The 23,693-nt window shown below is 68.1% G+C and carries 26 protein-coding genes, 1 other RNA gene and 1 pseudogene; 10 read left to right on the top strand and 18 right to left on the bottom strand.

Annotated elements, in window-relative coordinates:
* Nucleotides 1-26: 26 nt before the first annotated feature.
* From AC07R7_RS01235 to AC07R7_RS01215, 5 genes are all read right to left on the bottom strand, one after another.
* On the bottom strand, nt 27-800 hold the full coding sequence (locus AC07R7_RS01235; RefSeq protein WP_494633741.1) for a C13 family peptidase: 774 nt from the start codon (nt 798-800) through the stop codon (nt 27-29).
* Between the two features lie 10 nt (nt 801-810).
* On the bottom strand, nt 811-1,284 hold the full coding sequence (locus AC07R7_RS01230; RefSeq protein WP_492883548.1) for a PaaI family thioesterase: 474 nt from the start codon (nt 1,282-1,284) through the stop codon (nt 811-813).
* A gap of 13 nt (nt 1,285-1,297) precedes the next feature.
* The gene (locus AC07R7_RS01225; RefSeq protein ID WP_492883550.1) at nt 1,298-1,783 is read right to left on the bottom strand and encodes a ClpXP protease specificity-enhancing factor SspB; all 486 of its coding nucleotides are present in this window, start codon (nt 1,781-1,783) and stop codon (nt 1,298-1,300) included.
* Between the two features lie 278 nt (nt 1,784-2,061).
* Nucleotides 2,062-2,426, bottom strand: a transfer-messenger RNA (tmRNA) gene (gene ssrA, locus AC07R7_RS01220).
* Between the two features lie 10 nt (nt 2,427-2,436).
* Entirely contained in the window at nt 2,437-2,676 is a 240-nt protein-coding gene (locus tag AC07R7_RS01215) for an Atu4866 domain-containing protein (RefSeq protein WP_492834806.1), read from the bottom strand.
* Between the two features lie 338 nt (nt 2,677-3,014).
* On the opposite strand from AC07R7_RS01215, the gene AC07R7_RS01210 reads away from it, so the two are divergent.
* On the top strand, nt 3,015-3,923 hold the full coding sequence (locus tag AC07R7_RS01210) for an AraC family transcriptional regulator (RefSeq protein WP_494633738.1): 909 nt from the start codon (nt 3,015-3,017) through the stop codon (nt 3,921-3,923).
* A gap of 93 nt (nt 3,924-4,016) precedes the next feature.
* Nucleotides 4,017-4,676: an aquaporin gene (locus tag AC07R7_RS01205; RefSeq protein WP_494633736.1), complete on the top strand. Its 660-nt coding sequence runs from the start codon at nt 4,017-4,019 to the stop codon at nt 4,674-4,676.
* Here the strand turns inward: AC07R7_RS01205 and AC07R7_RS01200 are convergent.
* The 6 genes from AC07R7_RS01200 to miaA form a co-directional block, all read right to left on the bottom strand.
* Nucleotides 4,654-5,490: a hypothetical protein gene (locus AC07R7_RS01200; protein ID WP_494633734.1), complete on the bottom strand. Its 837-nt coding sequence runs from the start codon at nt 5,488-5,490 to the stop codon at nt 4,654-4,656. The two genes, AC07R7_RS01205 and AC07R7_RS01200, sit on opposite strands and share 23 nt — an antisense overlap.
* 3 nt (nt 5,491-5,493) lie before the next feature.
* Nucleotides 5,494-6,051 carry an acetolactate synthase small subunit gene (gene ilvN / locus AC07R7_RS01195; RefSeq protein ID WP_492883558.1) on the bottom strand — a complete coding sequence of 186 codons (558 nt, stop codon included), beginning with the start codon at nt 6,049-6,051 and terminating at the stop codon, nt 5,494-5,496.
* A gap of 41 nt (nt 6,052-6,092) precedes the next feature.
* On the bottom strand, nt 6,093-7,898 hold the full coding sequence (locus tag AC07R7_RS01190; protein WP_492883560.1) for an acetolactate synthase 3 large subunit: 1,806 nt from the start codon (nt 7,896-7,898) through the stop codon (nt 6,093-6,095).
* A 114-nt stretch (nt 7,899-8,012) separates the two neighbouring features.
* The gene (locus AC07R7_RS01185) at nt 8,013-8,060 is read right to left on the bottom strand and encodes a hypothetical protein (protein WP_175582080.1); all 48 of its coding nucleotides are present in this window, start codon (nt 8,058-8,060) and stop codon (nt 8,013-8,015) included.
* A 243-nt stretch (nt 8,061-8,303) separates the two neighbouring features.
* A complete protein-coding gene (locus AC07R7_RS01180) occupies nt 8,304-8,798 on the bottom strand; it encodes a CinA family protein (RefSeq protein ID WP_494634264.1) in 495 nt (164 codons plus the stop codon).
* A gap of 22 nt (nt 8,799-8,820) precedes the next feature.
* The gene (gene miaA / locus AC07R7_RS01175; protein ID WP_494633731.1) at nt 8,821-9,714 is read right to left on the bottom strand and encodes a tRNA (adenosine(37)-N6)-dimethylallyltransferase MiaA; all 894 of its coding nucleotides are present in this window, start codon (nt 9,712-9,714) and stop codon (nt 8,821-8,823) included.
* On the opposite strand from miaA, the gene serB reads away from it, so the two are divergent.
* The 3 genes from serB (at nt 9,695) to AC07R7_RS01160 (ending at nt 12,447) form a co-directional block, all read left to right on the top strand.
* Nucleotides 9,695-10,573, top strand: a complete 879-nt coding sequence (serB, locus tag AC07R7_RS01170; protein WP_494633730.1) for a phosphoserine phosphatase SerB — start codon at nt 9,695-9,697, stop codon at nt 10,571-10,573. The genes miaA and serB overlap by 20 nt on opposite strands.
* Nucleotides 10,570-11,250, top strand: a complete 681-nt coding sequence (locus AC07R7_RS01165; RefSeq protein ID WP_494633729.1) for an HAD family hydrolase — start codon at nt 10,570-10,572, stop codon at nt 11,248-11,250. Before serB ends, AC07R7_RS01165 begins: the two co-directional genes overlap by 4 nt.
* A 96-nt stretch (nt 11,251-11,346) precedes the next feature.
* Nucleotides 11,347-12,447 (top strand): Mrp/NBP35 family ATP-binding protein, encoded by a 1,101-nt coding sequence (locus AC07R7_RS01160; RefSeq protein WP_494633727.1) that lies wholly within the window; start codon nt 11,347-11,349, stop codon nt 12,445-12,447.
* On the opposite strand, the gene AC07R7_RS01155 is transcribed toward AC07R7_RS01160, so the two are convergent.
* The 4 genes from AC07R7_RS01155 to AC07R7_RS01140 form a co-directional block, all read right to left on the bottom strand.
* Nucleotides 12,444-12,584 (bottom strand): hypothetical protein, encoded by a 141-nt coding sequence (locus AC07R7_RS01155; RefSeq protein ID WP_494634263.1) that lies wholly within the window; start codon nt 12,582-12,584, stop codon nt 12,444-12,446. The two genes, AC07R7_RS01160 and AC07R7_RS01155, sit on opposite strands and share 4 nt — an antisense overlap.
* Nucleotides 12,585-12,623: 39 nt before the next feature.
* Nucleotides 12,624-13,922: an outer membrane protein transport protein gene (locus AC07R7_RS01150; protein WP_492883569.1), complete on the bottom strand. Its 1,299-nt coding sequence runs from the start codon at nt 13,920-13,922 to the stop codon at nt 12,624-12,626.
* Nucleotides 13,923-14,151: 229 nt separating this feature from the next.
* Complete coding sequence (locus tag AC07R7_RS01145) at nt 14,152-15,057, bottom strand: SDR family NAD(P)-dependent oxidoreductase (RefSeq protein ID WP_494633725.1); 906 nt, start codon at nt 15,055-15,057, stop codon at nt 14,152-14,154.
* Between the two features lie 182 nt (nt 15,058-15,239).
* Nucleotides 15,240-16,076, bottom strand: coding sequence for a helix-turn-helix transcriptional regulator (locus AC07R7_RS01140; protein WP_494633724.1), 837 nt, complete (start codon nt 16,074-16,076; stop codon nt 15,240-15,242).
* A gap of 94 nt (nt 16,077-16,170) precedes the next feature.
* Here AC07R7_RS01140 and AC07R7_RS01135 point away from each other — a divergent pair, with 94 nt between their 5' ends.
* Nucleotides 16,171-17,037 carry an SDR family oxidoreductase gene (locus AC07R7_RS01135; protein ID WP_494633722.1) on the top strand — a complete coding sequence of 289 codons (867 nt, stop codon included), beginning with the start codon at nt 16,171-16,173 and terminating at the stop codon, nt 17,035-17,037.
* Nucleotides 17,038-17,166: 129 nt separating this feature from the next.
* Here AC07R7_RS01135 and AC07R7_RS01130 read toward each other — a convergent pair whose 3' ends face one another.
* The 3 genes from AC07R7_RS01130 to AC07R7_RS01120 are packed head-to-tail and all read right to left on the bottom strand — an operon-like array spanning nt 17,167 to nt 20,146.
* A complete protein-coding gene (locus tag AC07R7_RS01130) occupies nt 17,167-18,174 on the bottom strand; it encodes an HlyD family secretion protein (protein ID WP_492834776.1) in 1,008 nt (335 codons plus the stop codon).
* Nucleotides 18,175-18,194: 20 nt separating this feature from the next.
* Nucleotides 18,195-18,944 (bottom strand): ABC transporter ATP-binding protein, encoded by a 750-nt coding sequence (locus tag AC07R7_RS01125; protein WP_492883577.1) that lies wholly within the window; start codon nt 18,942-18,944, stop codon nt 18,195-18,197.
* Nucleotides 18,941-20,146 carry an ABC transporter permease gene (locus AC07R7_RS01120; protein WP_494633720.1) on the bottom strand — a complete coding sequence of 402 codons (1,206 nt, stop codon included), beginning with the start codon at nt 20,144-20,146 and terminating at the stop codon, nt 18,941-18,943. Before AC07R7_RS01120 ends, AC07R7_RS01125 begins: the two co-directional genes overlap by 4 nt.
* A gap of 182 nt (nt 20,147-20,328) precedes the next feature.
* On the opposite strand from AC07R7_RS01120, the gene AC07R7_RS01115 reads away from it, so the two are divergent.
* From AC07R7_RS01115 to AC07R7_RS01100, 4 genes and pseudogenes are all read left to right on the top strand, one after another.
* Complete coding sequence (locus AC07R7_RS01115) at nt 20,329-22,404, top strand: S46 family peptidase (RefSeq protein WP_494633719.1); 2,076 nt, start codon at nt 20,329-20,331, stop codon at nt 22,402-22,404.
* A 197-nt stretch (nt 22,405-22,601) separates the two neighbouring features.
* Nucleotides 22,602-22,871: an EF-hand domain-containing protein gene (locus AC07R7_RS01110; protein WP_494633717.1), complete on the top strand. Its 270-nt coding sequence runs from the start codon at nt 22,602-22,604 to the stop codon at nt 22,869-22,871.
* Nucleotides 22,810-23,511 (top strand): EF-hand domain-containing protein, encoded by a 702-nt coding sequence (locus AC07R7_RS01105; protein ID WP_494633715.1) that lies wholly within the window; start codon nt 22,810-22,812, stop codon nt 23,509-23,511. The genes AC07R7_RS01110 and AC07R7_RS01105 overlap by 62 nt, the downstream gene beginning before the upstream one ends.
* A 7-nt stretch (nt 23,512-23,518) precedes the next feature.
* A pseudogene (locus AC07R7_RS01100) lies at nt 23,519-23,638 on the top strand (hypothetical protein); the annotation flags it as partial.
* Between the last annotated feature and the right edge of the window lie 55 nt (nt 23,639-23,693).

Genomic DNA, 23,693 nt, shown 5'->3' with positions numbered 1-23,693 from the left:
GCGCGGGGGTCAAACCCGATCACCGGTCAGGGTGAAGCCGGCTTGCTCCGGTTGAACGCATAGAGCGGCAGCATCGGCCGCAGGGCCGGGCCGATCCAGACCTGCGGCTCAGAGGCGGGCTCGGCCCCGGCCTCCTTCTCGCGGCGCGCCACGCAGGCCTGGACGCCAGCCCCCAGGGACGCGAAGTCGCGGGCGCTGGGCGCGGCCGACAGGAAGCAGTCGTCGAAATAGGGATACTTGTCGTCCTCGCCGCAGCCGAACGAGGCGCGATCGGGCCGGGCGGCGGTCAGGATCAGGCGGTTGGTCTTCTGCAATGGCGGAACGAAGACGCCCGAAAAACAGGCGGATATCACCACCACGCTGGGCCGGTTGGGACAGGCGTCGTTCAGCAGGGCGGCCAGCAGTTGGGGGCGCAGCATTTGCCGGCCCAGAATCACGCCTTCCGGACTGCCGTGCGTGCTGATGTAGAACAGGCAGCCCGCCGTGGCCGTCGAAGCCCGGGTCTTGAGGGCGTCGTAGATGGTCCGAGCTTCCGACTTGCCGGGTGCCTCGGCCGGATAGCGCTCGGGACGCACCGAGAACTGCTGGAGCGCGGCCTTGTCGAAGCCCAGTTCGACCAAAGCCTTGGAGACATCGCGGCGGGCGTTGTCGAACGCCTCGGTTGGGCCGCCGGAGTGGGCGTGGAAGTCGCCGGCCACCACGACCGCGCTCCAGTTGGCGAACGGTCCGGCGGCGAATGCGGATGAGAGCGGCGCGAGCAGGAAAGCCAGAAGTCCGATGACCGCCGCCGTCCCCCGCATGGCTCCGCCCCTATTTCTTCTTGAAGTTGGCGAAGGGCGTTGGAATGGCCGTGCCCGTGGACTTGGCCAGCGGGCGGCCCTCCGCGTCGTAGAGCTCGCCCTCCATGAAGCAGACCGTCCGACCCCATTTGACCACGCGGCCGACGCCGCGCAGCGACCCGGGCATGGCCGGGCGCAGGAAGCTGGTCTTCATCTCCAGGGTGGGAACCACGTGGGTCATGCCCGAAGTGATCATGCCGGCGACCGACATGCACTCGTCCAGCATGGCGCAGACGAAACCACCCTGGATCTGCCCCATTGGATTGCACAGGAGCTCGGCGCGCGCCGTGAAACCGACCTCGACCTCGCGATCGGCCTGGCGCACGGCCAGCAGTTCGAAGCCCAGGGTCTGGGATCCGGTGGGCGCGTTCTTGGACGCGCGGAAGCGCGCGAGGATCGCCTCGTCGCTCAGGGTCTGCGGAGCGTCGGAGGCCACATCGTTCATTTCTTACGGGCGCTCATTTCTTCCGGAACTGGTCCAGGGAGACGATCTTGGGGCCTTCTTCGCCAGTCGGGGCGGGGGTCTTGTCTTCGGCCTGGGGTTCGGGCTCTGGCTCGTCCTCGATGACCTCGGGGGCGGAGAACTGCAGGGCGAACTGCACCGAGGGGTCATAGAAGCGCGTGAGGGCCGTATAGGGGACCGACAGGCGCTTGGGCTGGCCGCCGAACTTCAGGGTCACCGAGAAGAAGGTCTCGCCCGGGGCGAGGTCCCAGTACTGATGCTGCAGGACGATGGTCATCTCGTCCGGGTACTTGCCCAGCAGATCCTGCGGGCCCGAGACGCCGGCCGCCTTGGTCTTGAAGGTGATGTACAGATGATGCGGCTCGGGCAGGCCACCGGGCGCGGCCGCCTTCTTCAAGGCCGCCTTGACCACGCCGCGCAGGGCGTCCTGGGCCATGGCCTCGTACTGCATGAGGTCTTCGGGCGGATTGGTCTGGGACATGCCTGGAGTCGGTACTTCGAACTGAGAGCGAAGCCGAGAACCTAGCGCGTCGAAGGCCTCGCGCAAAGCGGGCGGCGACGGAATCCGTCGGTGCGCAAACGATGTCGTTCTCGTCTATGTGAGGAAAGTGGAGGGATTCTGTTGGCAGGCTCCCGCACTCCTTCTCTTGGAAGAGAGGAGGGAGCCTCGGCGATGTCGTGGAAAGTGGAGGGATTCTGTTGGCAGGCTCCCCCATTGCTTCTCGGAAGAGAGGAGGGAGCCTCGGCGATGTCGTGGAAAGTGGAGGGATTCTGTTGGCAGGCTCCCTCCGGGCCCCGCCTAGGGATCTGAACCCCTAGGACTTAAGAGGCGAATTCACCTGCACCGCATTACGCGGCGACGGCGAACTCTTCAGCGAAGTTATCGTTCGCATTTAGAAAAATGACCCGAAACGGTGGATCAAGCCGAGAGAAAGCATACACCTTTACACGTCTGTCGATGCTGATCGGCCCCATGCAGTCCCATGATAACTTGGGAGAGATTGGTGGAGCCGCCGGGAATCGCACCCGGGTCCAGTCCGCTTATTACGTGCGCGTTTATCCCCATAGTCCGGCCGAAACCGGACATTTCCAATATAGGGGGTTCGACCCGCCAAGGGAAGGGCGGGCCCAGGCTTAGGCGGTTCCCAGGCTCAGGCGACCATCGATCAGCGTGCCGCTGATGACCGCGCCGCGATCCTCGAACAGCTTCAGCCGCTCGCCGACCAGGACATAGACGCCGGTGAAGACGTCGGGGAAGTCGGCGCGGGTCTCGATGAAGCGGCCGTCGGCGCGCAACTCCAGCGAGACGTGGCCGTCGGGCGACGACCAGACGCCGGCGACGGGGATGTGGGGAACGATGGCGGACATCATCATCGGGCGATGCTCCATGAAGAAGAGGGGGCCGGAGCGGCCGAAACGGTGGGAAGGGTGGCGGTCATGGCGGTCAGCGCGGCTGTCCCGCCCAGCAGGGCGGCGACGAACCAGCGCGGAGCCGCCACGCCGCGTCGGGGCGTGTAGCGTCTCAAGGCGCACCTGAATTTTGGGGGTTGCCGCGTTGGGGAGCGGAACGAGGCCAATATGGCGCACAGGCCCGTCCAGCCGGTAGATCGATGCTCCGGCATGATTGCACGAAAATCCAGAACCGAACGGCGTCCCGTGACGGAGGATCGTGCAAGGCTTATTGATAGCCTCGTTAGAACAAGAGAAATCCCATGAGCACGCGCGAGGCGCTGGCCGCCCTGATTGAACGATTCGCGCCGAACGAAGGTCCGGTTGAGACTTGTTGCCCCAGGGTCAACCTCTACCGCGTCCATGCGCCGAGCGAGCCCATGCACGCCGTGCACGATCCGTCGTTCTGCGTACTGGCCCAAGGCCGCAAGCGGGTGCTGGTCGGCGACGCCATCCATGAATACGACGACGTGAACTTCTTCCTGTCGTCGATCGACGTGCCGGTGGCCGGCCAGGTGATCGAGGCCTCGCCCGAGAAGCCCTACCTGGCCTTTCGCGTCGTGCTCGACGCCAACCTGATCAGCGAAATGATCATGGAGTGCGGCCTGGCCGCGCGGCTGGACGCCGCCGCGCCCCTGGTCGGCGGCATGTCGGCCGGGGCGATGACGCCGCAGTTGTTCGACGCCGCCTGCCGAATGGTCGGCCTGATGGATTGCCCCGAGGACGCGCCGATTCTGGCGCCGCTGATCGAGCGCGAGATGCTCTATCGCCTGCTGACCGGGCCGCAGGGGCCGCGGCTGGCCCAGATTGCTCGCCGCGACGGCCGCCTGCGCCAGGTCAACCGCGCCATCGGCTGGATCAAGCGCAACTTCGACCAGCCTTTCAGCATCGACGCCGTGGCCGACGAGGCGCGGATGAGCGCTTCGGCCCTGCACCAGCACTTCAAGGCGGTGACCTCGCTGTCGCCGCTGCAGTATCAGAAGCAGATCCGCCTGCAGGAGGCGCGGCGGCTGATCCTGATCCAGCGCCTGGACGCGGCCACGGCCGGCCACGCTGTCGGCTATGACAGCCCCTCGCAGTTCAGCCGCGAGTACGCCCGCCTGTTCGGCGCGCCGCCGCTCAGGGACGTGGCGCGCCTGCGGGAACAGCCGGAGCCGGTGGCTGGCGCCTAGGGGCAGTATAGATATTCTTAGACTTGCCGATAGAATGCATATTCATTCACATCGTACAGTGAATTTTATGAAATTCGATCGGGAGGTTCCAAAATGTCAAAAATTGTTGCCGAATTCATTGGTACATTTGCTTTGGTTCTATTCGGCTGCGGAGCCGCGGTCCTGGGCGGAGATCACGTTGGCCAGCTGGGCATCGCCCTGGCCTTCGGTTTCGCCATCATCGCCCTGGCGTATGGCATCGGCCCGGTCTCAGGATGTCACGTCAATCCGGCGGTCAGTCTCGCGGCGTTCGTCGCCGGTCGAATGAACGCCAAGGAGATGGTCCTCTACTGGATCGCCCAGTTCGTGGGGGCTTTGGCCGGCGCGGCGGTGCTGGCCAGCATCGCGGGAAGCACGGCCAATCTGGGCCAGAACGGTTGGGGGCCAGGCTATCTCGGCGCCTATCCGCTGCACGCGGCCTTTGTCTTCGAGGTCGTGATGACGGCGCTTTTCGTCATCGTCATTCTGGGCGCGACCGGCGCCGACGCCGCGCCTGGTTTCGCCGGCCTGGGGATCGGCATCGCCCTGGCGGTGATCCACATCGTCGGCATCCAGGTCACCGGCGTCTCGGTCAATCCGGCCCGCAGTTTCGGTCCGGCGGTCTTGGCTGGCGGGCAGGCGCTGGCCCAGCTGTGGCTGTTCTTTGTCGCCCCGGCGATCGGCGCGATCCTCGGCGCGCTGCTCTACCGCTTCAAGATCCTGAAGGTCGGCTGACGTCAGCTGGCGGCTCGTCGTCCGGCGGAAGCGGGACGGGGGGCGGCTGGGACCGGTCGGATGCGTCCGGCTTCAATCGGCCTCCCGACGCCAGCAGGTCGTCATAGGCCCTTTGCTGACGCGAGAAGTCGGCGCCTCGGGGCAGGACGGCGTCGAAGCGCGGGTCGCGTCCAACGGCCGCGCCGATCGCCGCCGACAGGATCCCGGCGATCGAGCCGACCTCCGCGTCGTCGCAGGCGCGGCGCAGATGGCGGGCCTGACCGGGGATGACCAGGGTCACGTCCCACGACACGCCGTCGACGCAGAGCGCCGACACCGCGCCGCCGCCATAGTCGACGATGACCGAGCGCGGCTGGCTCCAGGCCGGATCGGCGGGCAGGGCCTTCAAGCGCGCGATCAGGGGGGCGGTCAGTTCGGCGTCGATGTCGACGCGGCGGCCGATCTCGGGCGTGCAGCAGCCCAGGCCGGCGCGAGCCTGGACGAAGGCGCGACCGTCGCGGCGCAGGGTGACGCGGGTCACGGTCTGGCGCACGCCGCGGGCGGGGCGGGCCCACACCTCCAGGATCAACTCACCCCTGCGCAGGATCTGGTTCTGCAGCGGCTGCAGGCCCCAGAGGCGGTAGAGCAGGGGCTCGACGCCGTTGTCGATGGGAATGGGCTGTTCGGACTTGCCGAGCCGGCGGGTGTAGAGCGGCTCCTGCTCGGCGGTCGGGCGTGGAACCTCCGATGACCACCAGGTCGATGGATCAGAGGGGGGCGGGGCCTGCTGGATGGCGAGGGCCAGCCCCGCGATCAGTCCGGTCAGGCCGGTCATCCGCTACATCCCTTCGACGCCCCGCTCGATGGAAAGGACGCCCGTGCGGGAAAGTTCCACCAGCCCCAGCGGACGCATCAGGTCTAGGAACTTGTCGATCTTGGACGGCGCGCCCGAGATCTCGAACACGAAGCTTTCCAGCGTGGTGTCGACCGGCTTGGCGCGGAAGATGTCGGCGACGCGCAGGGCCTCGACGCGATCGGCGCCGGAGCCGCGCACCTTCACGAGGGCCAGTTCGCGCTCGACGCCGTTCGGGTCGCGGGTGACGTCATGCACGCGACGGACGTTCACGACCTTGTTCAACTGGGCCTCGATCTGGTCCAGCACCTGGCGGGTGCCGCGGGTCACCACGGTGATCCGGCTGGTGTGAGCCTTGCGGTCGGTCTCGGCGACCGTGAGGCTCTCGATGTTGTAGCCGCGCGCGGCGAACAGGCCGACGACGCGATGCAGGACGCCGGGCTCGTTGTCGACGAGCAGGGCGAAGGTCGCGGTCTGCTCGACCTGCTCGTTGGGGCTAAGGTCGTAGGCCGAGGCGGGGGCGGGTTGGACGTTGGCGGTCATGTATCGCTTCTATGCCAAATGAATAGGGAAGGGCGAGGGGCTTAGACCAACCCCGCGCCATCCTCGCCGATCACGTTGCCAATGTCTTCGATGTCGCCCATGATCATCTCGTTGTGGGCCTTGCCCGAGGGGATCATCGGCAGGCAGTTCTCGTCCTTCTCGACCAGGCATTCGAAGATCACTGGCCGGTCGCAGGCGATCATCTCCTGGATCTTGGCGTCCAGGTCGCCGGGATTGTCGCAACGGATGCCGACCGCGCCATAGGCCTCGGCCAGTTTCACGAAGTCGGGCAGGCTGTCGGAATAGGAGTGGCTGTAGCGCTCGCCGTGCAGCAGTTGCTGCCATTGGCGCACCATGCCCATCCGCTCGTTGTTCAGGATGAAGATCTTGACCGGCAGGTCGAACTGGATGGCCGTCGACAGTTCCTGGATGCACATCTGGATCGAGGCTTCGCCGGCGATGTCGATGACTAGCGAACCCGGATGGGCCAACTGGACGCCGATGGCGGCGGGCAGGCCGTAGCCCATGGTGCCCAGGCCCCCGGAGGTCATCCAGCGATTGGGCTCCTCGAAGCGGAAGAACTGGGCGGCCCACATCTGATGCTGGCCGACCTCGGTGGTGATATAGACGTCCTTGTCCTTGGTCAGCGCATACAGCCGCTCGATGGCGTACTGCGGCTTGATCGCCGTCTCGGAGCCTCGGTAGTTCAGGCACTGGCGCGCCCGCCAGACGTCGATCTGGGCCCACCAATCGCTCAAGGCGGCCTTGTTGGCCTTATGGCCGCCGGCCTTCCAGGCGACGATCAGGTCTTCCAGGACGCTGCCGGCGTCGCCGACGATCGGCAGGTCGACGCGGACGTTCTTGTTGATCGACGAGGCGTCGATATCGATGTGGATCTTCTTGCTGCCCGGCGAGAAGGCGTCCAGCCGGCCGGTGACGCGGTCGTCGAAGCGGGCGCCGACGCAGATCATCACGTCGCAGTCGTGCATGGCGTTGTTGGCCTCGAACGTGCCGTGCATGCCCAGCATGCCCAGCCAGGCCGGATCGGCCGCCGGGAAGGCGCCCAGGCCCATCAGGGTCGAGGTGACCGGCGCGCCGGTCAGGGCCGCGAACTCGCGCAGGGCCTGGCTGGCCTTGGGACCGGCGTTGATGACGCCGCCGCCGGTGTAGAAGATCGGGCGGCGCGCTTGGGCGATCATCCGGGCGGCGTCGGCGATGCGATTGGCGTCGCCCTTGATCTTCGGCGCATAGGCGTGGGTCGAGGCGATCTCGGTCGGGCCGTAATATTCGCCCTTGGCGAACTGGACGTCCTTGGGAATGTCGATCAGCACCGGGCCCGGGCGGCCGGTGGTGGCGATCTTGAAGGCCTCGTGGATGATCTTGGGCAGGTCGCGGACGTCTTTGACCAGGTAGTTGTGCTTGGTGCACGAACGGGTCATGCCGACGGTGTCGGCTTCCTGGAAGGCGTCGGTGCCGATCAGGTGGGTAGGGACCTGGCCGGTGATGACGACCATCGGGATCGAGTCCATCAGGGCGTCCATGATGCCGGTGATGGCGTTGGTCGCGCCCGGGCCCGAGGTGACCAGGACGACGCCCGGCTTGCCCGAGCTGCGGGCGTAGCCCTCGGCGGCGTGGGTCGCGCCTTGCTCATGGCGGACCAGGATGTGCTGCAGGCGCGGTTCATGGAACAGCGCGTCATAGATCGGCAGGACCGCGCCGCCCGGATAGCCGAAGAGAACCTCGACGCCCTGGTCCACGAGGCCGCGAACCACGATCTCGGCGCCGGTCATGGCGCGATCGATGGTGTCGGCGGGAGCTTGGCTCTCGATGGTTTGATGGGCGGTCATGGGGCAGGTCCGAGTGGGAAGGGGGCGGGAAAACTGAACTGGGGGGAAGCGGAAAAGAAAAAAGGTCCCGAAGGACCTTTGCGCGCGCGACCGAGCTACGACGTGACTTCAAGGTCACCCCGCGAACGGCCGCTCCATAAGTACGGTCATGGTTTTGCGCACGAGTCTTGCTCCAAAGCTACGGAATGGGTCATGACATGCGCCCGTTGGAGCGTCAAGGCGCTCTTTGCCGCAAGGTTGTGCCTTTGGTGCGGCGCGACCTTGCCGGACCTTCACTTGAGAGGGGCAGGTTTTCCCTCGCCCGGTCCTGGTTCTGGAACGAGGGCGCGCGTCGGCGTTCGGACGGCGTGAATTTGTAGCCGGCGCGGCGACGCGCGTGGTCGACGCTTTCCCGCGGATACGGTTCTAGGCTTCCAGCGCGTCCAGGGTCTGGGCCAGGAAGCCAAGCGCGCCGATGGCGAAGGCCTGCATGTTGGCGGCGCGCTGGTCGCTGCCGGTCTCGAGCGTCGTGCTGACCGACACCTCCTCGCCGACCACGGCCATGCAGCAGTGGCCGGGCGCGTCGCCATAACGGTTGCCGTCAGGGCCAGCCGCGCCGGTTTCCGACAGGGCCCAGGTCGCCTTCAGGTTCTTGCGGGCCACGCGGGCCAGCATCACCGCATAGGGCTCGCTGGCGGACCGCAGGCCGTCCATGGCCTTCTGCGGGATGTCCATCAGGGTCAGGCGCGCGCGGGCCGTGTAGACGACCGCGCCGCCGACATAGAACTTCGACGCCCCCGGCACGGCCAGCAGGGCCGCCGAGATCAGGCCGCCGGCCGAGGACTCGGCGATGGCGATCGTCTCGCCCCGGGCGATCAGGCTGGCGGCGACGCGTTCGGCGAGGGCGTGGAGGTCGGACATCATGCTTCTTTCGTAGGGACCATCACGGAGCGCCGATGCGCTCCCAGTCCGGCGTCTGGTTGCGGAACCAGGTCAGCTGGCGCTTGGCGTAGCGGCGGGTTTCCTGGCGGGCGGCGTCGAGGGCCTGTTCCAGCGTGGTCTCGCCCCGCAGGTGGGCGGCGAACTCGCGATAGCCGACGGCCTTGAGGGCGGGGAGGGAGGGATCCAGACCGCGCGCCTCCATGGCCCGCACCTCGTCCAGGGCGCCTCGCTCGACCATCACTGACAGCCGCGCGTCGCAGCGGGCATAGAGTTCGGCGCGGGGCGGATCGAGGACGCGGCCCTCCCATGTACCCGGCTTGAGCGCCGGCTTGGTGTCGGTCTGCCAGGAGGTCAGCGACTTGCCGGTGGCCACGGCCACGGCGTGGGCGCGGACCAGGCGCTGGCGGTCGCCGATCTCGATGCGGGCCTCGGCCTCCGGGTCTAGAGGTTTCAGAATCTCGCGAAACGCTTCCTCGCCCCGAGCGGCATAGAGCAGGCCGGAGATTTCGCGCTGGGTTTCTGACACCGGCGGCACGTCGGCCAGACCGTGGGTCAGGGCGCGGAAATAGAGGCCGGTGCCGCCGACCACGATCACGGGATTGCCACGCGCCTCGATCTCGGCGATGGCTTGGGTCGCCGCTTCCAGCCAGCGGCCGACCGACCAGCCGACGGCGGCGTCGGCCACTTCGAACAGGTGATGCGGCGCCTTGGCGCGCTCTTCGGGAGACGGGCCGGCGGTCAGGACGCGCAGGCCGGCATAGATCTGCATGGAGTCGGCGTTGACGATCTCCGCGCCCGTCCACTCGGCCAATTGCAGCGCGTGGGCCGACTTGCCGCTTGCGGTCGGGCCCGCGATCAGCCAGATGCGGGGCGCGATGTCCGAACTCTCCACCATTCCGACCGTCCTCACCGTCGTGGGGGCCGACCCCGACGCATACGCACAAGCCGTGTCGCGCGTCGAAGCCAGGCTGTCCAGCCGTCGCGAGGACTTGGGGCCGCTGGCCGCCGACTTCTTCGTCGAAATCGGCGACTTACCGTCGCTCAAGGCCGACCTGGCGGACCTGCCGGTCGACCTCGCGGTCCAGCCTGCCGCGAACCGCAGGAAGCGCCTGCTGATCGCCGACATGGACTCGACGATCATCAACGTCGAGTGCCTGGACGAGCTGGCCGACTTCGCCGGCGTCAAGGCGCAGGTCTCCGAGATCACCGAGCGCGCCATGCGCGGCGAACTGGCCTTCGAAGGCGCCCTGCGCGAGCGGGTCGGCATGCTGAAGGGCCTGGGCATCGAGGCGCTGCAGAGCTGCTACGACCAGCGGGTCCGGCTGAACCCCGGCGCGGAGATCCTGGTCCGCACCATGGCCAAGCACGGGGCGCGCTGCGCCCTGGTCTCGGGCGGCTTCACCTTCTTCACCAGCCGGGTGGCGAAGGCCGCGGGCTTCCACCTGAACCGCGCCAACACCTTGATCGAGCTGAACGGCGCGCTGACCGGCCACGTCGGCGATCCGATCCTGGGCAAGGAAGCCAAGCTGGCCGCCCTCAACGAGGAAACGGCGGCGTTGGGCCTGACCCCGGCCGACGCCCTGGCCGTGGGCGACGGCGCCAACGACCTGGCGATGATCGAGGCCGCGGGCCTGGGCGTGGCCTATCGCGCCAAGCCGATCGTGGCGGCCCAGGCGGACGCCAAGGTCGACCATACCGACCTGACCACCTTGCTCTACTTCCAGGGCTACAGGACCGAGGAGTTCCATCAGTGAGCTTTCCCCGTCGCGTGGAGGCCGTCGTCTTCGACATGGACGGCCTGCTGCTGGACACCGAGATCGTCTACCGCGCCGCCATGATCGAGGCCGGATCCGTCTTCGGCGTCCACTTCACCGGCGAGACCTACGCGGCGATGGTGGGCAAGACGACGCCCGAGTGCGGCCTCATGCTGCGCGACCTCTATGGCGATGAGTTTCCGGTCCAGGCCTATTTCGAGCGGGTCTGGGCGGATGTCGAGGACCTGCTGGCGGCCGAAACCAGGCTGAAGGCCGGGGTGATCGAAATCCTCGACTATCTGGACGACCGGGGCCTGCCGCGCGGCATCGCCACCTCGAACGGCATGATCGCGGTCGAAAAATATCTGGGCCGCTTCGACCTGCTGCGCCGCTTCAACGCGGTGGTCGCCCACCAGGACGTCACCCGGCACAAGCCGAACCCGGATCCCTATCTGCTGGCCGCCGAGCGCCTCGGCGTCGATCCGGCCCACTGCCTGGCGCTGGAGGACAGCCACCCGGGCGTGCGCGCCGCCCACGCGGCCGGCATGATGACGATCATGGTTCCCGATATCCTCGATCCGAACGAGGAGATGCACGACAAGTGCGTGCACATCGCCGACAGCCTGCATCACGTGCTGGACCTGCTGAAGGCGTCGGTCGAGGAGATGGCCGCCTAGCGCTCGGGCGCGACGTCACGCGTTACGCGGCGCTACGCACTTGTAAAGGCGGGCGGTCGCGCGGATATCAGGCTCTCCCAACCGGAGGCCTCGCCCGTGACCGCTACCCTCGACGACGCTCGCGTGGCGCTGGACCGCATCGCCGACCCGGCGAGCGGGCAGGGGCTGGTCGCCGCCGGCCTGGTGCAGGGCCTGGTGGTCCGCAATGGCCGCGCCGGCTTCATGCTGGAGGTCCCGGCCAGCCAGGCCGCCGCCTACGCCCGGGTCCGCGAGGCCGCCGAGAAGGCCCTGGCCGCCCTGCCGGGCGTCGAGACGGCCCAGGTCGTGCTCACCGCCCAAGCCGCCGAGGGTGCGACCCGGGTGCGCAAGGGCGCCAAGATCAGCGAGGATCCGCAGGCCCGCGTGGTCCCGCCGCCGGAAGCCGAGAAGCCCGCCCACGTCCGCCACGTGATCGCCGTGGCCTCGGGCAAGGGCGGGGTGGGCAAGTCCACCGTCTCGACCAATCTGGCCGTCGCCTTCGCCAGGATGGGCCTGCGCGTGGGGCTGCTGGACGCCGACATCTACGGCCCTTCCGCCCCCAAGATGATGGGCGTCGATGGGGATCCGCTGTTCGAGAACGAGAAGCTGCAGCCGCTGGAAGCCCACGGCGTCAAGCTGATGTCGATCGGCTTCATCGTCGACGAGGGCAAGGCGATGATCTGGCGCGGGCCCATGGCCTCTTCGGCCGTCCGCCAGATGATCCACGACGTGGCCTGGGGCTCGGAAGCCCAGCCGCTGGACGTGCTGGTCGTCGACCTGCCGCCCGGCACCGGCGACGTCCAGCTGACCCTGGTCCAGAAGCTGCGGATCGACGGCGTGGTGCTGGTCACGACGCCGCAGGAAATCGCCCTGATCGACGCCCGCCGCGCGGCTTCGATGTTCCAGAAGACCGCCACCCCGATCCTGGGCCTGATCGAGAACATGGCCTTCTTCCCCGATCCCTCGACCGGCGCGCCGATCCCGATCTTCGGCGAGGGCGGCGGCGTGGCCGAGGCCGAGCGTCTGGGCGTGCCCCTGCTGGGCCGCGTGCCGATCGAGATCGCCGTCCGCCTGGGCGGAGACGAGGGCGTTCCGGCGGTGATCTCCGAGCCCAAGGGCCAGGCGGCCGAGGTGTTCGTCGCGGCGGCGGAAACGCTGTGGAAGTCGATCAGCCACTAATTCTTGTCATCCCGGAAAGCCCGCAGGGCTTGTCCGGGGCCCAGGGGCCACCGCACTGCATTGGCCCCTGGGTCCCGGCTCTCCGCTGCGCTGCGGCCGGGATGACAAGCTTGGGAGCATGAAAAAGGCCGCTGGATCGCTCCAGCGGCCTTTCCACTTTCAACGTTGCGTCAGCCTTAGAAGCTGAAGCGGGCGCCGGTCGCCAGGACGACGGCCGAGCCGGTGACGTCGCCGTTCAGGCGGACGGTCGAGCTGGTCGCGGTCACGTCGGTGCGGTTGATCTTGCTGTCATCGAAGCTGATGTAGCTGATCGCGGCGTCCAGCTTGATGTTGTCGGTCGCGGCCCAGGTGGCGCCGGCGGCGTACATCATGCGGTCGCCGTCCGGCACGCGGGCGGTGCGGCCGACGTCCGGGGTCGGGGTCGGATCGTACTGGACGCCGGCCCGCAGGGTCAGGCGCGGCGAGGCCTGATAATCGACGCCGGCGGCGTAGGTGGTGACGTTCTTGTAGTTCTGGACGCTAGTCGAGCCGCCACCCGGGAAGCTGACGCGGATGGCGTCGAACTCTTTCCAGCCGACGCGGCTGACCGAGGCGTTCAGGGTCCACTGGTCGTTCACCGCCCAGCGGGCGCCGACATTGGCGATCCAGGGCAGGGTGATCTTGGCCTGGCCGTCGACCGAGAAGTTGTTGGCGGCCGGGATCGGGGCCAGCAGGCCGCCGACGGTCACGGTGCCGTCCAGCTTCTGGTCGATCTTCGAGCGATAGCTGGCGCCGATGGTCAGGGCCTTGTTCGGGTGGATCTGCGCGCCGACCGTGTAGCCATAGGCCCAGCCGTCGCCCTTCAGCGCCTGCACGCCATCGGCCTGCAGCGGCGAGATGTTCGGCAGGGCGTTGGTCAGCTTGGCGTCGGCGTAGAGCGCGGTGACGCCCACGCCCAGGTCGATCATGTCGTTGACGCGATAGGCGACGACGCCGTCGACATTGACCGTGCGCAGCTGCGACTTCAGGGCGTCGTAGCGCGTCCAGCTGTCGGCGTTGTACTCGGTGGTGAAGTTGTAGGGCGCGGCGACCGAGACGCCGAACGCCAGCTTGTCGTTGATGCGGAACGCGGCGCCCGCGTTCGGCACGATGCCATCGTTGATCGGGTCATAGGCGGTGTTGGCGCCGCCGATCGGGGTGGTCAGGCCGGCCGGCGGAACCGGACGGGTGATGGTCGAACCGGTGTTGGTGACCTTGGAGTCCACCTGGATCATGTTCAGGCCGATATAGCCTTCGTTGCGCTGGATGCCGGCGATCGAGGCCGGGTTCCACCACAGGCTGCCGACGCCCTTGTCGGCGACTTCACCGGAATAGGCGCGGCCGGTGCCGCGCACCGATTGTTCCTGGAGGTAGAAGGCCGAAGCGGAGGCCTGGGACGCGGCGGCGAGCGCCAGCAGAGCGACGCCGGCGGCGAGGCTGGTACGCGAGAGAGACATTTTGACGTGCGACCTTCTTGGGGAGGAAGAGGCTCGCCGAACGCTTGTTGGGCGCTCGAGGAGCGCCGCGTTTAACGCATCTGTTCAAATACCGTTGCTATAAATTGTCCAGAACATGAATTTTGTCAGTTTTGATAAAGATACGGGGCCGTGAAGGCCCCGTATCAATCGTCGTTATGTCAAAAACCGCGCCGTGACTTGGCGAGAAAGCGGCAATGCTTATGCCAATTTAGCCGCCAGCCATCTTGCGGAAGAACTTCTGGCCCTGTTCGCCGCCGTTGAAGTAGGCCTTCTGGCCGTCCTCGGCGGTGATCTTGTCCCAGTTGTCGCGGACCTCCTCGGCCGACAGTCCGTCCTCGCCCAGATAGACGCCCTCGGTCTCGTAGATGCGCGACAGGGCGAAGGCGCCGGCGCCGGCAGTCAGGATCGCGCCGGTGGGGGCCTCTTCCGAGCACAGGTAGACGACGCCCGGGGTGACATATTCCGGGGCCAGCTTGGCCAGCACTTCGGGCGGCATCAGGCCCTCGGTCATGCGGGTGGCCGCGACCGGGCTGATGGCGTTGACCTTCACGTCGTTCTTGGCGCCCTCGAGCTTGAGGGTGTTCATCAGGCCCAGAACCGCCATCTTGGCCGCGCCGTAGTTGCTCTGGCCGAAGTTGCCGTACATGCCCGACGACGAGGTCGTCACGACGATGCGGCCGTAGTTCTGGGCCTTCATGATGTCCCAGACCGCCTTGATCGGCTTGAAGGTGCCGAACACGTGCACCTGCATGACCAGCTCGAAGTCGGCCAGCTCCATCTTGGTCAGGGTCTTGTCGCGCAGGATGCCGGCGTTGGCGACGAGGATGTCGATGCGGCCCCACTTGTCCATGGCCGTCTGGACCATGTTGGCGACGCCGGCGTCGTCGGTCACCGAGGCGCCGTGGGCGATGGCCTCGCCGCCGAACGCCTCGATCTCTGCGACCACCTTCTGGGCCGCCTCCGACGAGCCGCCCGAGCCGTCGACGCTGCCGCCCAGATCGTTGACCACGACCTTGGCCCCGCGCCGCGCCAGCTCCAGGGCGTGCTGCCGGCCAAGGCCGCCGCCGGCGCCCGTCACGATCGCCACCTTGCCGTCGAAGCGGATGTCCGCCATGCCCAAGTCTCCCTCAAACGCATGTTTGGTTTGGCCGTGTTGTGCGGCGCGGGAGAGGGGGCGTCAAGGGGAGCGATCCTCCTGCATGAGGCGCACGCGCGTTCGACTTCACGCGGCTGGCCGCTGAAGGCAGGGAAGGGAAGCGGAGCGCCCCGGGCGACGCCCGGAGGATTGGATTCAGCTCAACTCGCTTCCACCAGCGCCCGCACCCGCTCGAACTCTTCCGGCGTCGCTGGATTGTAGACGATCATCCCCAGGTCCGGCCGGCCATCGATCGCGAAGGCGGAGTATTCGAAGGCGATCTGGCCCAGGGCCGGATGGCGCAGATGCTTGATCCCTTCGCCGTAGTAGCGGACGTCGTTTTCCGCCCACATGGCCGCGAAGTCGGGACTGCGCCGGCTGAGCTCATCGACCAGGGCGTTGACCGAGGTCTCGGCCCCCGCACCGGCGCGCGCGACATCGGCGCGGAAGGCGGCGACCACGAAGCGGGCCACGTGCTCCCATTCCTCGTTGATCGCCCGGGCCCGCGGATCGCAGAAGATCCGCCGCAGGATGTTGCGCTCCTCGACGGGCAGATCGCCATAGTTGGCCAGCACCATGGTGGCGGCGCGGTTCCAGGCGACGACATCCCAGGTCAGGGTCTTGATCATGGCCGGGCTGGGGTCCAGCGCGTCGAGCACCCGCTGCAGGCGCGGCGACACGCCTTCGGCCTCACGGTAGCGGACCTCCGGCGGTCGACCCAGACCCAACAGGAACAGGTGCTCGCGCTCGACTTCGGTCAACATCAGGGCGCGGGCGATGCGGTCCAGCACGTCGGCCGACGGACCCCCGCCTCGACCCTGTTCAAGCCAGGTGTACCAGGTGGCGCTGATGTGGGCGCGCTGGGCGACCTCCTCGCGGCGCAGGCCCGGCGTGCGGCGGCGCGGACTGGAAAAGCCCAGGGCGGCGGCGTCCAGCCGGGCCCGGCGATCACGCAGATAGGCGCCGAGCTTGTTTTCACCGAGGAGAGGCGCGTTCATCCTGTTAGGCCTTATACCTGTATAAGCTCACTACTTTAACAGGATGAGCTTAGCGCGCAGTCTGGCCGAAGTGAAATCCTCCGAGGTTTCTCCCATGCGTGTTTTCGTCACCGGCGCCACCGGATTCGTCGGCTCGGCCGTCGTCCAGGAGTTGATCGCCCACGGGCATCGGGTGCTGGGTTTGTCGCGCTCCGACGCCGGCGCGGACCAACTGGAAGCGGCCGGGGCGGAGGTCGCGCGCGGCACGCTCGACGACCACGACGTCCTGGCCCGGAGCGCGGCGGCCTGCGACGGCGTCATTCACACCGCCTTCAACCATGACTTTTCGAAGTTCGCCGAGAACGCTCGGCAGGACCGCCGCGCCATCGAGGTTCTGGGCGGCGCGCTGGAAGGCACGACCAAGCCGATCCTGGTGACCTCCGGAACGGCCATGCTGGCGCAAGGCCGCGTCGCGACCGAGGCGGACCGGCCGTCGGGCCCGTCGCCACGCATGTCGGAAAGCGGCGCCGATGATCTGGTCGCGAAGGGTGTTCGCGCCTCGGCCGTTCGCCTCGCGCCGACGACCCATGGCGCGGGTGATCACGGCTTCGTGCCGATGCTGATCGGCCTGGCCCGCGAGAAGGGCGTGGCGGCCTATATCGGCGAGGGCGACAACCGGTGGTCGGCCGTCCATCGGTCGGACGCCGCCCGCCTCTACCGCCTGGCCATCGAGCGCGGCGCGGGCGGCGAGCGCTATCACGCCGTCGCCGAGGAGGGCGTCCTGTTCAAGGACATCGCCGCCGCGATCGGGAAGGGTCTGTCCCTTCCCGTCGAAAGCCGTCCTAGCGATCATTTCGGCTGGTTCGCCATGTTCGCCGGCATGGACGCGGCGACCTCGGCCGCCTGGACGCGTGAGACCTTGGGTTGGACGCCGACTGGCCCGAGCCTGGACGAGGACCTGGAGAACGCCGGCTACTTCTAGGCCGGCGAACGCCCCACAGGGAGCGTGACCGGACCTCGAAGCGCGCCGGAGCATGGCTCAAAGACCCTTTTGGAAGCCCTCTCTGTTGGAGAGGGTATCCTTCTTTGGGCCGCTCGCCTGTTCTCCGTCCTACGCCTTCTTCTTCGTCATCCCGCCGGCCACCGGCTGGGTCGGCTTGTCGCGCTTGATGCCAGCCTTCTGGCCGGGCTTCATGAACTTCACCAGCACGCGCTGGCCGACCAGGAAGGGGGCGCTGTCGGCGCTGACCACGACCTCGACGACGCGTTCGTCGCTGCGCTGGCTGGGGTCGTCCGAGGCCAGCTTGCGGGCGCCGAACACGCGGGCGGTGCGCAGGACCTTGCCGACATAGGTCTTGTCGGGATCGCCTTCCGGCTGGATCTCGACTTCCTGACCGGGGGTCACGTTGGGGATGTCGGCCTCGACGATCTCGGCGCGGACGATACGCGGGGTGTTGGGCTCGAGGTCGAACATCGAGGTGACGTTCAGGGTCGAGGCGCCGGCGCCCGGATTGGCGTAGCGGCGGGCGATGCGGCCGTCGGCCGGCGCGCGGATCACCGTCAGCTCCTGCTGGTACTTCGACTGGCTGAGTTGGGCGCCGGCGACCTGGATCGCGGCCGACTGGGCGCCGATATTGGCGTTGGCCTGCGAGATCGCGTCCTGGGCGGCGTCGAGCTTCTGGGCGGCGACGTAGTTCGAGGCGGCCAAGCCTTGCAGGCGCTTGTACTCGCGCTGGGCCGTGCGCAGCTGCACCTGGTAGAGCGCCAGCTGGGCGCGGGCCGAGGCCAGGCTGGCCGTGGCCGTCTGGGCGGCCAGGCGCGGCTCGTCGTCTTCCTGCTTGGCCAGGGGCTGGCCGGCGACGACCTGGTCGCCTTCCTGAACATAGACGTCGCGGACGATGCCCTGGCGGCGCGCGGCCACCTGGATCACGCCGCCCTCGACGTCGGCCTTGCCTTGGGCGATGGCCGCGTAGGGGGAGGGCTCCTCCTGGGCGGCGGCGGCTTCGAGCTTCTTCTTCTTCTCGGCCGCCTGGCCCTTCATGTAGAAGAAACCGCCGCCGAGCAGCACGACGACGATGATGGCGATCCAGAAGGCGGGTCGGCGCAGAAACGCGGGCATTCTAAGGTTCCCCCAGGAAATCAGTGGCTGAGCGACGCGGGATTGGCGTCGGGCGTTCTACGCACGTCGTCCAGGATCCGGCCGTCTTCGATGTGGATGACGCGGTCGGCATAAGCCTCGAGCCGCGGGTCGTGGGTCACGCAGATCACCGCCGCGCCGCGCTCGGTGGCGGCCGCGCGCAGCAGCTTGATCACGATCTCGCCGCTCTTGCCGTCGAGGGCCGAGGTCGGTTCGTCCGCGAAGATCAGGTTCGGGTTCTTGGCCAGCGCCCGGGCGATGGCCACGCGCTGCTTCTCGCCGCCCGACAGCTCCGACGGGCGCTGGTTGACGCGGGGGCCCAGGCCCACCGACTCCAGCGCCGCCTGGGCGCGGCGCGAGGCCTCGCCCGGACCGACGTCCTGGTACTTCAGGACGGTCATCACCTGCTGCTTGGCGGTGAGGGCCGGGAACAGGTTGAAGCCCTGGAAGATGAAGCCGCAGTGGTCGAGGCGGAACTTGTCGATCTTGCCTTTCGGCAGAGCCCACAGGTCCTTGGCCTCCAGCGCCGAGACCTTGCCCTCGTCGGGCATCAAGAGGCCGGAGAGGGCGGCCACCAGGGTCGACTTGCCCGAGCCGGAGGGGCCCATGACCATGGTCACGTCGCCGTGCTTGGCGTCGAAGTCCACGCCCTTGAGCACCTCGATGAAGGTCCGGCCGGTCTTGAAGCGCTTGACCAGGCCCTTGGCGGTGAGCGCGCTCTGGCCGCGCTTGTGGCTGTGATCGTTGCTCATCGCAGCAGGTCCGCCGGCTGGCTGTTCTTGAGGATGCCCAGCGACAGGAAGCCGGAGAGCATGGCGATGATGATCAGGAACACGGCGACGATGATCACCAGCGTCGGCGGGAAATACATCGGCACGCCGCCGGCCACGGCCAGCAGCGAGACCAGCCAGGTCAGCAGGCCCGCGGCCAGCACGCCGACGCAGCCGACCCAGAAGCTGAGCTCCATGACGATGTTGCGCAGGTCGCCCATCGACACGCCCAGGGCGCGCAGGGAGGCGAACTCCTTGATGTTGGCCATGATCGCGCCGCGCAGGGTCTGCCAGGTGATGGCCACGCCGATCAGCAGGCCCAGGAAGGCCGAGAAGCCCAGCATGATGCCGATGATCTGGTCGTCCAGCATGGCGCCGGAATTGGCGTCGGCCAGCTCCTGGCGGGTCCAGGCGCGGAACTTGCCGTCGGCCTTCTTGTTCAGCTGGGCCGCGACGATCTCGGCGCGCGACGGATCCTGGATCTCGACCATCAGCGGGCCGACGCGCTGGCCGGTGTCGGCCTCGCCCAGCATCCGCAGGGTGTCGCGCGACATGACGAGCGTCGGCTGGATGATGTTGGGATAGCCGCGGGTGACGACGGCGATGTTGATGGTCTTGCCGTTGTAGAGGGCCTTGTCGCCCTTCTTGACGCCCAGGCGCTTGAGGGCCGTCTCGTCCACCGCCACGGCGTAGGGGCGGCGCAGGGCCTCGATCATCGACTGGGTGTAGTCGGTGGGCACGGTCACGTAGCCGGGGATCGCGTCGATCACCGTGACGTTGACGAACTCGCTCTTGCGGGCCGAGCTGCCAGCGCCCTTGCCTTTGCCCTTGCCGGCCTTCTTGGCGCGGGCCTCTTCCTTGGCCTGCTGCTCGGGGCTCAGGATATTCTGGAAGCGGCCGCCGGAGCCGTCCAGCGGGGCCACCTGGGTGACTTCGGGATGGCTGTAGACCAGCGGAATCATGCGGCGCGGCAGGCCCGAGGGGCCGCCGAACAGCGCCTTGGCGCCAGGGCCCAGCACCATGACGTCGGCGCGGGCGCGGTCGATCTGGGCGGTGAAGCCCTTGCCGATGCCGACGAACATGCCGACCTGGGCCAGGACGAGAAGGCCCGAAAAAGCTAGAGCGACCACGGCCGCCATGTAACGACGCCACTCATAGAGAAGTGTGGCCAAGGCCAACGACATTCGAAACCATGCTCCCCCAAACCGATGGTTGCAGCAATGAACGGCGATCGTTGAGCGGCCAAGTTAAATCGGGGTAAGGCGGCGTTGCGGGCATGAAATATTAGACAGGTGCGCGGAAGAAGGCTGGCTAGTCCTCGGCGCCGGCGCTAAGCGGCGAACGGAGTGCAACGATCCACGGGCCCATGACGGTTCTTCGCACAGCGTCCGCTCAGTTCAGCGTCGTGGCCCTCGCCCTGGCCGCGACGGCGCCGGCGCGGGCGGACGAGGGGATGTGGACCTTCGACAAGGTCCCGGTCGAGGCGATCCGCCAGGCCTATGGCGTCACCCTGGACCAGGCCTGGCTGGACGCCGCCCAGGCCGCGGCGGTGCGGCTGACCAACGGCTGCTCGGGGGGGATCGTCAGCCCCGAGGGCCTGGTCGCCACCAACGCCCACTGCCTCGCCGACTGCGCTCAGGCCCTGTCGGACGGCGGGAGCGACTACGCCCAGGACGGCTTCCTGACCGATGGCCGCGACGAGGAGCGCAAGTGCGCCGGCCTGCAGGCCGAGGTGCTGCTGACCATCACCGACGTGACCGACCAGGTGCGGGCGGCGGCGGAGGGTAGGGCCGGCCGCGACTTCGTCCAGGCCCGCGAGGGCGCGCTGGCGCTGGCCGAACTGGCCGCCTGCGGCCAGGACCAGACCCTGCGCTGCCAGGCGATCGGCTTCTTCCGGGGCGGCCAGTACAAGGTCTACAAGTACCGCCGCTACGACGACGTGCGGCTGGTCTTCGCGCCGGAAAGAGCCTCCGCCGCGTTCGGCGGCGACCCCGACAACTACAACTTCCCCCGCTACGCGCTCGATGCGGCGTTCGTGCGGCTCTATGCCGACGGCCAGCCGGCCGCGACGCCGGGCTTTTTCGGCTTGCGGACCAGCGCCCCGGTCGAGGGCGAACCGACCTTCGTGGTCGGCAATCCCGGCGCGACCGACCGGCAGCTGACGGTTTCCCAGCTGGAAACCCAGCGCGACCTCGTCCTGCCGATGCAGCAGCTGCAGCGGGCCGAGCTGCGCGGCCGCCTGCTCCAGCTGCGGCGACAGGACGACGACCACGCCCGCGCCGCGACGCAAGGCCTGGCCTGGGTCGAGAACGGCTATAAGGTGGGGCTGGGCAAGCAGGCCGCGCTCAACGACAAGGCCTTCATGGCCGCCAAGCGCGCGGTCGAGGACGCCTTGCGCGCCAAGGTGGCCGCCGATCCGAAGCTGGCGGCGGAGACCGGCGCGGCCTGGGACCAGATCGCCGCCGCTCAAGCCCAGGCGGCCGAGCTCTATCCGGCCTGGCGGATGCTGGAGAGCGGGGCGGGCGGCGGTTCGGATCTCTACTACTATGCCCGCCTGCTGGTCCGGGCGGCGCGGGAGCGGACCAAGCCCAACGCCGCGCGGCTGCCGGAATACGCCGACACGCGCCTGCCGATGATCGAGCGCAAGCTGGCCGACCTGCCGCCGGTCGATCCGGTGCTGGAGCGGGTCTATCTGGAGCACTGGCTGCTCAAGACCCGCGAGGTCCTGACCGTCGACGCGCCGCAGGTCCGGGCCCTGCTGGGCCAGGAAAGCCCCGAGGCCATCGCCGAACGCCTGGCCGAAAGCCGGCTCGGCGATCCCGAGGTGCGCGACGCCCTGTGGAAGGGCGGACTGGACGCGGTCGAGGCTTCGGACGACCCGCTGATCCAGTTCGTCCGCCGCGTCGATCCGCTGGCGCGCGCGGCCCGCGCCGCCTACGAGGCCGAGGTCTTGGGGCCCGTCGACAAGGCCGCGGAGAAGATCGCCTGGGCCCGGTTCGCCGTGCTGGGCGAGGCGGTCTATCCGGACGCCACGTTCTCGCTGCGCCTGTCCTACGGCCAGGTCGCCGGCTGGCGCGAGCAGGGGCGGGCGGTTCCGGCCGTCACCACCTTCGCCGGCTTCTACGACCGCGTCACCGGCGCCGAACCGTTCGCCGCCGCCCCGCGCTGGCTGGGCGCCAAGGACGACCTGAAGCCCGACACGGTGTTCGATTTCGTCAGCACCAACGACATCATCGGCGGCAATTCCGGCTCGCCGGTCCTGGACGCCAAGGGGCGGCTGGTCGGCGTGGCCTTCGACGGCAACATCCATTCGCTGGGCGGCGCCTATGGCTACGATGGAACCCGGAACCGGACAGTGTCGGTGTCGTCGGCGGCCATCCTCGAGGCGCTGCGCGAGGTCTACGACCGCACGGCCCTGGTCCGCGAACTAACTGGCCGGTAGCGCGCGCTCCGCGCGAGCTGGAGGGGCGTGTTTCGCGGCGGCCGTGCAGCATCAACCTTGCCCGCGAAATGCCTCATGTCTTAACCGCAACATGCTGGAAACTGGAATGTTTCTCGCGTGATCCCTCGGGCGTCGACACTCGGCGCGATGGAAGGGGCTCGCCCACGCAGGCGACCTCCCAACAGAGGGTGAGCACTATGACCATAACCAGCGCTGGCTCATCGACGAGTCTGGCCCAGCTTCGCCAACTGCAGCAGGCGGCCTTCAAGACCGCGGACGCCGACGGCGATGGGCAGCTTTCGCTGACCGAATTCCAGTCCATCGGGCAAAATGTGCAGGGGACGGAAGGCCAGCAGGGCCCGCCGCCGATGCGCGGAGGCGGCGGGCCCGGCCAACATTTCAAGGGTGAGACGCTTTCGTCGCTGCTCGACCCAGTCGGTCGACGACCTGACCAGCGCGCTGATTAAGGCCGGCGACGCCGACGGCGACGGCAAGATGAGCGCCAGCGAGCTCTCCTCGGCCCTGGCCGCCAACGCCCCCGATGGCGCGAAGGGCAAGGGGATCGAGGACAAGATGGCGTCGGACATCATGTCGGCTCTCGACACCGATGGCGACGGCGGACTGTCGTCGTCCGAGATCTCGTCGGCGATCACGACGGCCGCCGCGAACCAGTCGTCCACCCAGGCGACGCGCGGCGCGCACGGGCATCACCACGGTCCGCCCCCCTCCGGCGGCGCGGAGGGGGCGTCGGCTTCGAGCGGCGTGTTCGAGAGCCTGGACACCAACAAGGACGGCACGGTCTCGGCCGAGGAGCTGGCCGCCGCCAACAGCAGCGACAGCACGAGCGGAACCAGCGCCGCCTCCGACCTGATCAAGACCGCCGACCAGGACGGCGACGGGACGCTGAGCGGCGGCGAGTTCGCGGCCTTGCTCGACCAGGGCAAGTCGACCGGGACCGATGCGTCCTCGACCCTCGCCAGCCTGATGTCGGGCTCCACGGCCGCCGCCGACCTGATGCAGAAGCTGCTGGCTCAGCTGGACAAGGCGATGACGACCTCGTCCTCGACCAGCACGGCGGCGAGCGGCGGGACGAACGTTACGGCTTGATACTCCAGCTTGTCATCCCGGCCGTAGCGAAGCGGAGAGCCGGGACCTAGGAGCAACCGCACTGCGCCGGCCCCTGGGTCCCGGATCGCCCCTACGGGCCGTCCGGGATGACGACCATGACTGGTAAGAGGTCTCTGACTTAGGCAATCGACGCCTTCCTTAACCATTCCTTACGCAAGCCG

The organism is Caulobacter sp. GW821-FHT05F04 (assembly GCF_059419665.1).
This window is presented reverse-complemented; position numbering and strand designations above follow the sequence as displayed.

Excerpts from the sequence above, each read along its gene's own strand:
- AC07R7_RS01235 (WP_494633741.1), bottom strand. The coding sequence starts at position 800 with ATGCGGGGGACGGCGGCGGTCATCGGACTTCTGGCTTTCCTGCTCGCG.
- AC07R7_RS01230 (WP_492883548.1), bottom strand. The coding sequence starts at position 1,284 with ATGAACGATGTGGCCTCCGACGCTCCGCAGACCCTGAGCGACGAGGCG.
- AC07R7_RS01225 (WP_492883550.1), bottom strand. The coding sequence starts at position 1,783 with ATGTCCCAGACCAATCCGCCCGAAGACCTCATGCAGTACGAGGCCATG.
- AC07R7_RS01215 (WP_492834806.1), bottom strand. The coding sequence starts at position 2,676 with ATGATGATGTCCGCCATCGTTCCCCACATCCCCGTCGCCGGCGTCTGG.
- AC07R7_RS01210 (WP_494633738.1), top strand. The coding sequence starts at position 3,015 with ATGAGCACGCGCGAGGCGCTGGCCGCCCTGATTGAACGATTCGCGCCG.
- AC07R7_RS01205 (WP_494633736.1), top strand. The coding sequence starts at position 4,017 with ATGTCAAAAATTGTTGCCGAATTCATTGGTACATTTGCTTTGGTTCTA.
- AC07R7_RS01200 (WP_494633734.1), bottom strand. The coding sequence starts at position 5,490 with ATGACCGGCCTGACCGGACTGATCGCGGGGCTGGCCCTCGCCATCCAG.
- ilvN (WP_492883558.1), bottom strand. The coding sequence starts at position 6,051 with ATGACCGCCAACGTCCAACCCGCCCCCGCCTCGGCCTACGACCTTAGC.
- AC07R7_RS01190 (WP_492883560.1), bottom strand. The coding sequence starts at position 7,898 with ATGACCGCCCATCAAACCATCGAGAGCCAAGCTCCCGCCGACACCATC.
- AC07R7_RS01180 (WP_494634264.1), bottom strand. The coding sequence starts at position 8,798 with ATGTCCGACCTCCACGCCCTCGCCGAACGCGTCGCCGCCAGCCTGATC.
- serB (WP_494633730.1), top strand. The coding sequence starts at position 9,695 with ATGTCCGAACTCTCCACCATTCCGACCGTCCTCACCGTCGTGGGGGCC.
- miaA (WP_494633731.1), bottom strand. The coding sequence starts at position 9,714 with ATGGTGGAGAGTTCGGACATCGCGCCCCGCATCTGGCTGATCGCGGGC.
- AC07R7_RS01150 (WP_492883569.1), bottom strand. The coding sequence starts at position 13,922 with ATGTCTCTCTCGCGTACCAGCCTCGCCGCCGGCGTCGCTCTGCTGGCG.
- AC07R7_RS01145 (WP_494633725.1), bottom strand. The coding sequence starts at position 15,057 with ATGGCGGACATCCGCTTCGACGGCAAGGTGGCGATCGTGACGGGCGCC.
- AC07R7_RS01140 (WP_494633724.1), bottom strand. The coding sequence starts at position 16,076 with ATGAACGCGCCTCTCCTCGGTGAAAACAAGCTCGGCGCCTATCTGCGT.
- AC07R7_RS01135 (WP_494633722.1), top strand. The coding sequence starts at position 16,171 with ATGCGTGTTTTCGTCACCGGCGCCACCGGATTCGTCGGCTCGGCCGTC.
- AC07R7_RS01130 (WP_492834776.1), bottom strand. The coding sequence starts at position 18,174 with ATGCCCGCGTTTCTGCGCCGACCCGCCTTCTGGATCGCCATCATCGTC.
- AC07R7_RS01125 (WP_492883577.1), bottom strand. The coding sequence starts at position 18,944 with ATGAGCAACGATCACAGCCACAAGCGCGGCCAGAGCGCGCTCACCGCC.
- AC07R7_RS01120 (WP_494633720.1), bottom strand. The coding sequence starts at position 20,146 with ATGTCGTTGGCCTTGGCCACACTTCTCTATGAGTGGCGTCGTTACATG.
- AC07R7_RS01115 (WP_494633719.1), top strand. The coding sequence starts at position 20,329 with ATGACGGTTCTTCGCACAGCGTCCGCTCAGTTCAGCGTCGTGGCCCTC.
- AC07R7_RS01110 (WP_494633717.1), top strand. The coding sequence starts at position 22,602 with ATGACCATAACCAGCGCTGGCTCATCGACGAGTCTGGCCCAGCTTCGC.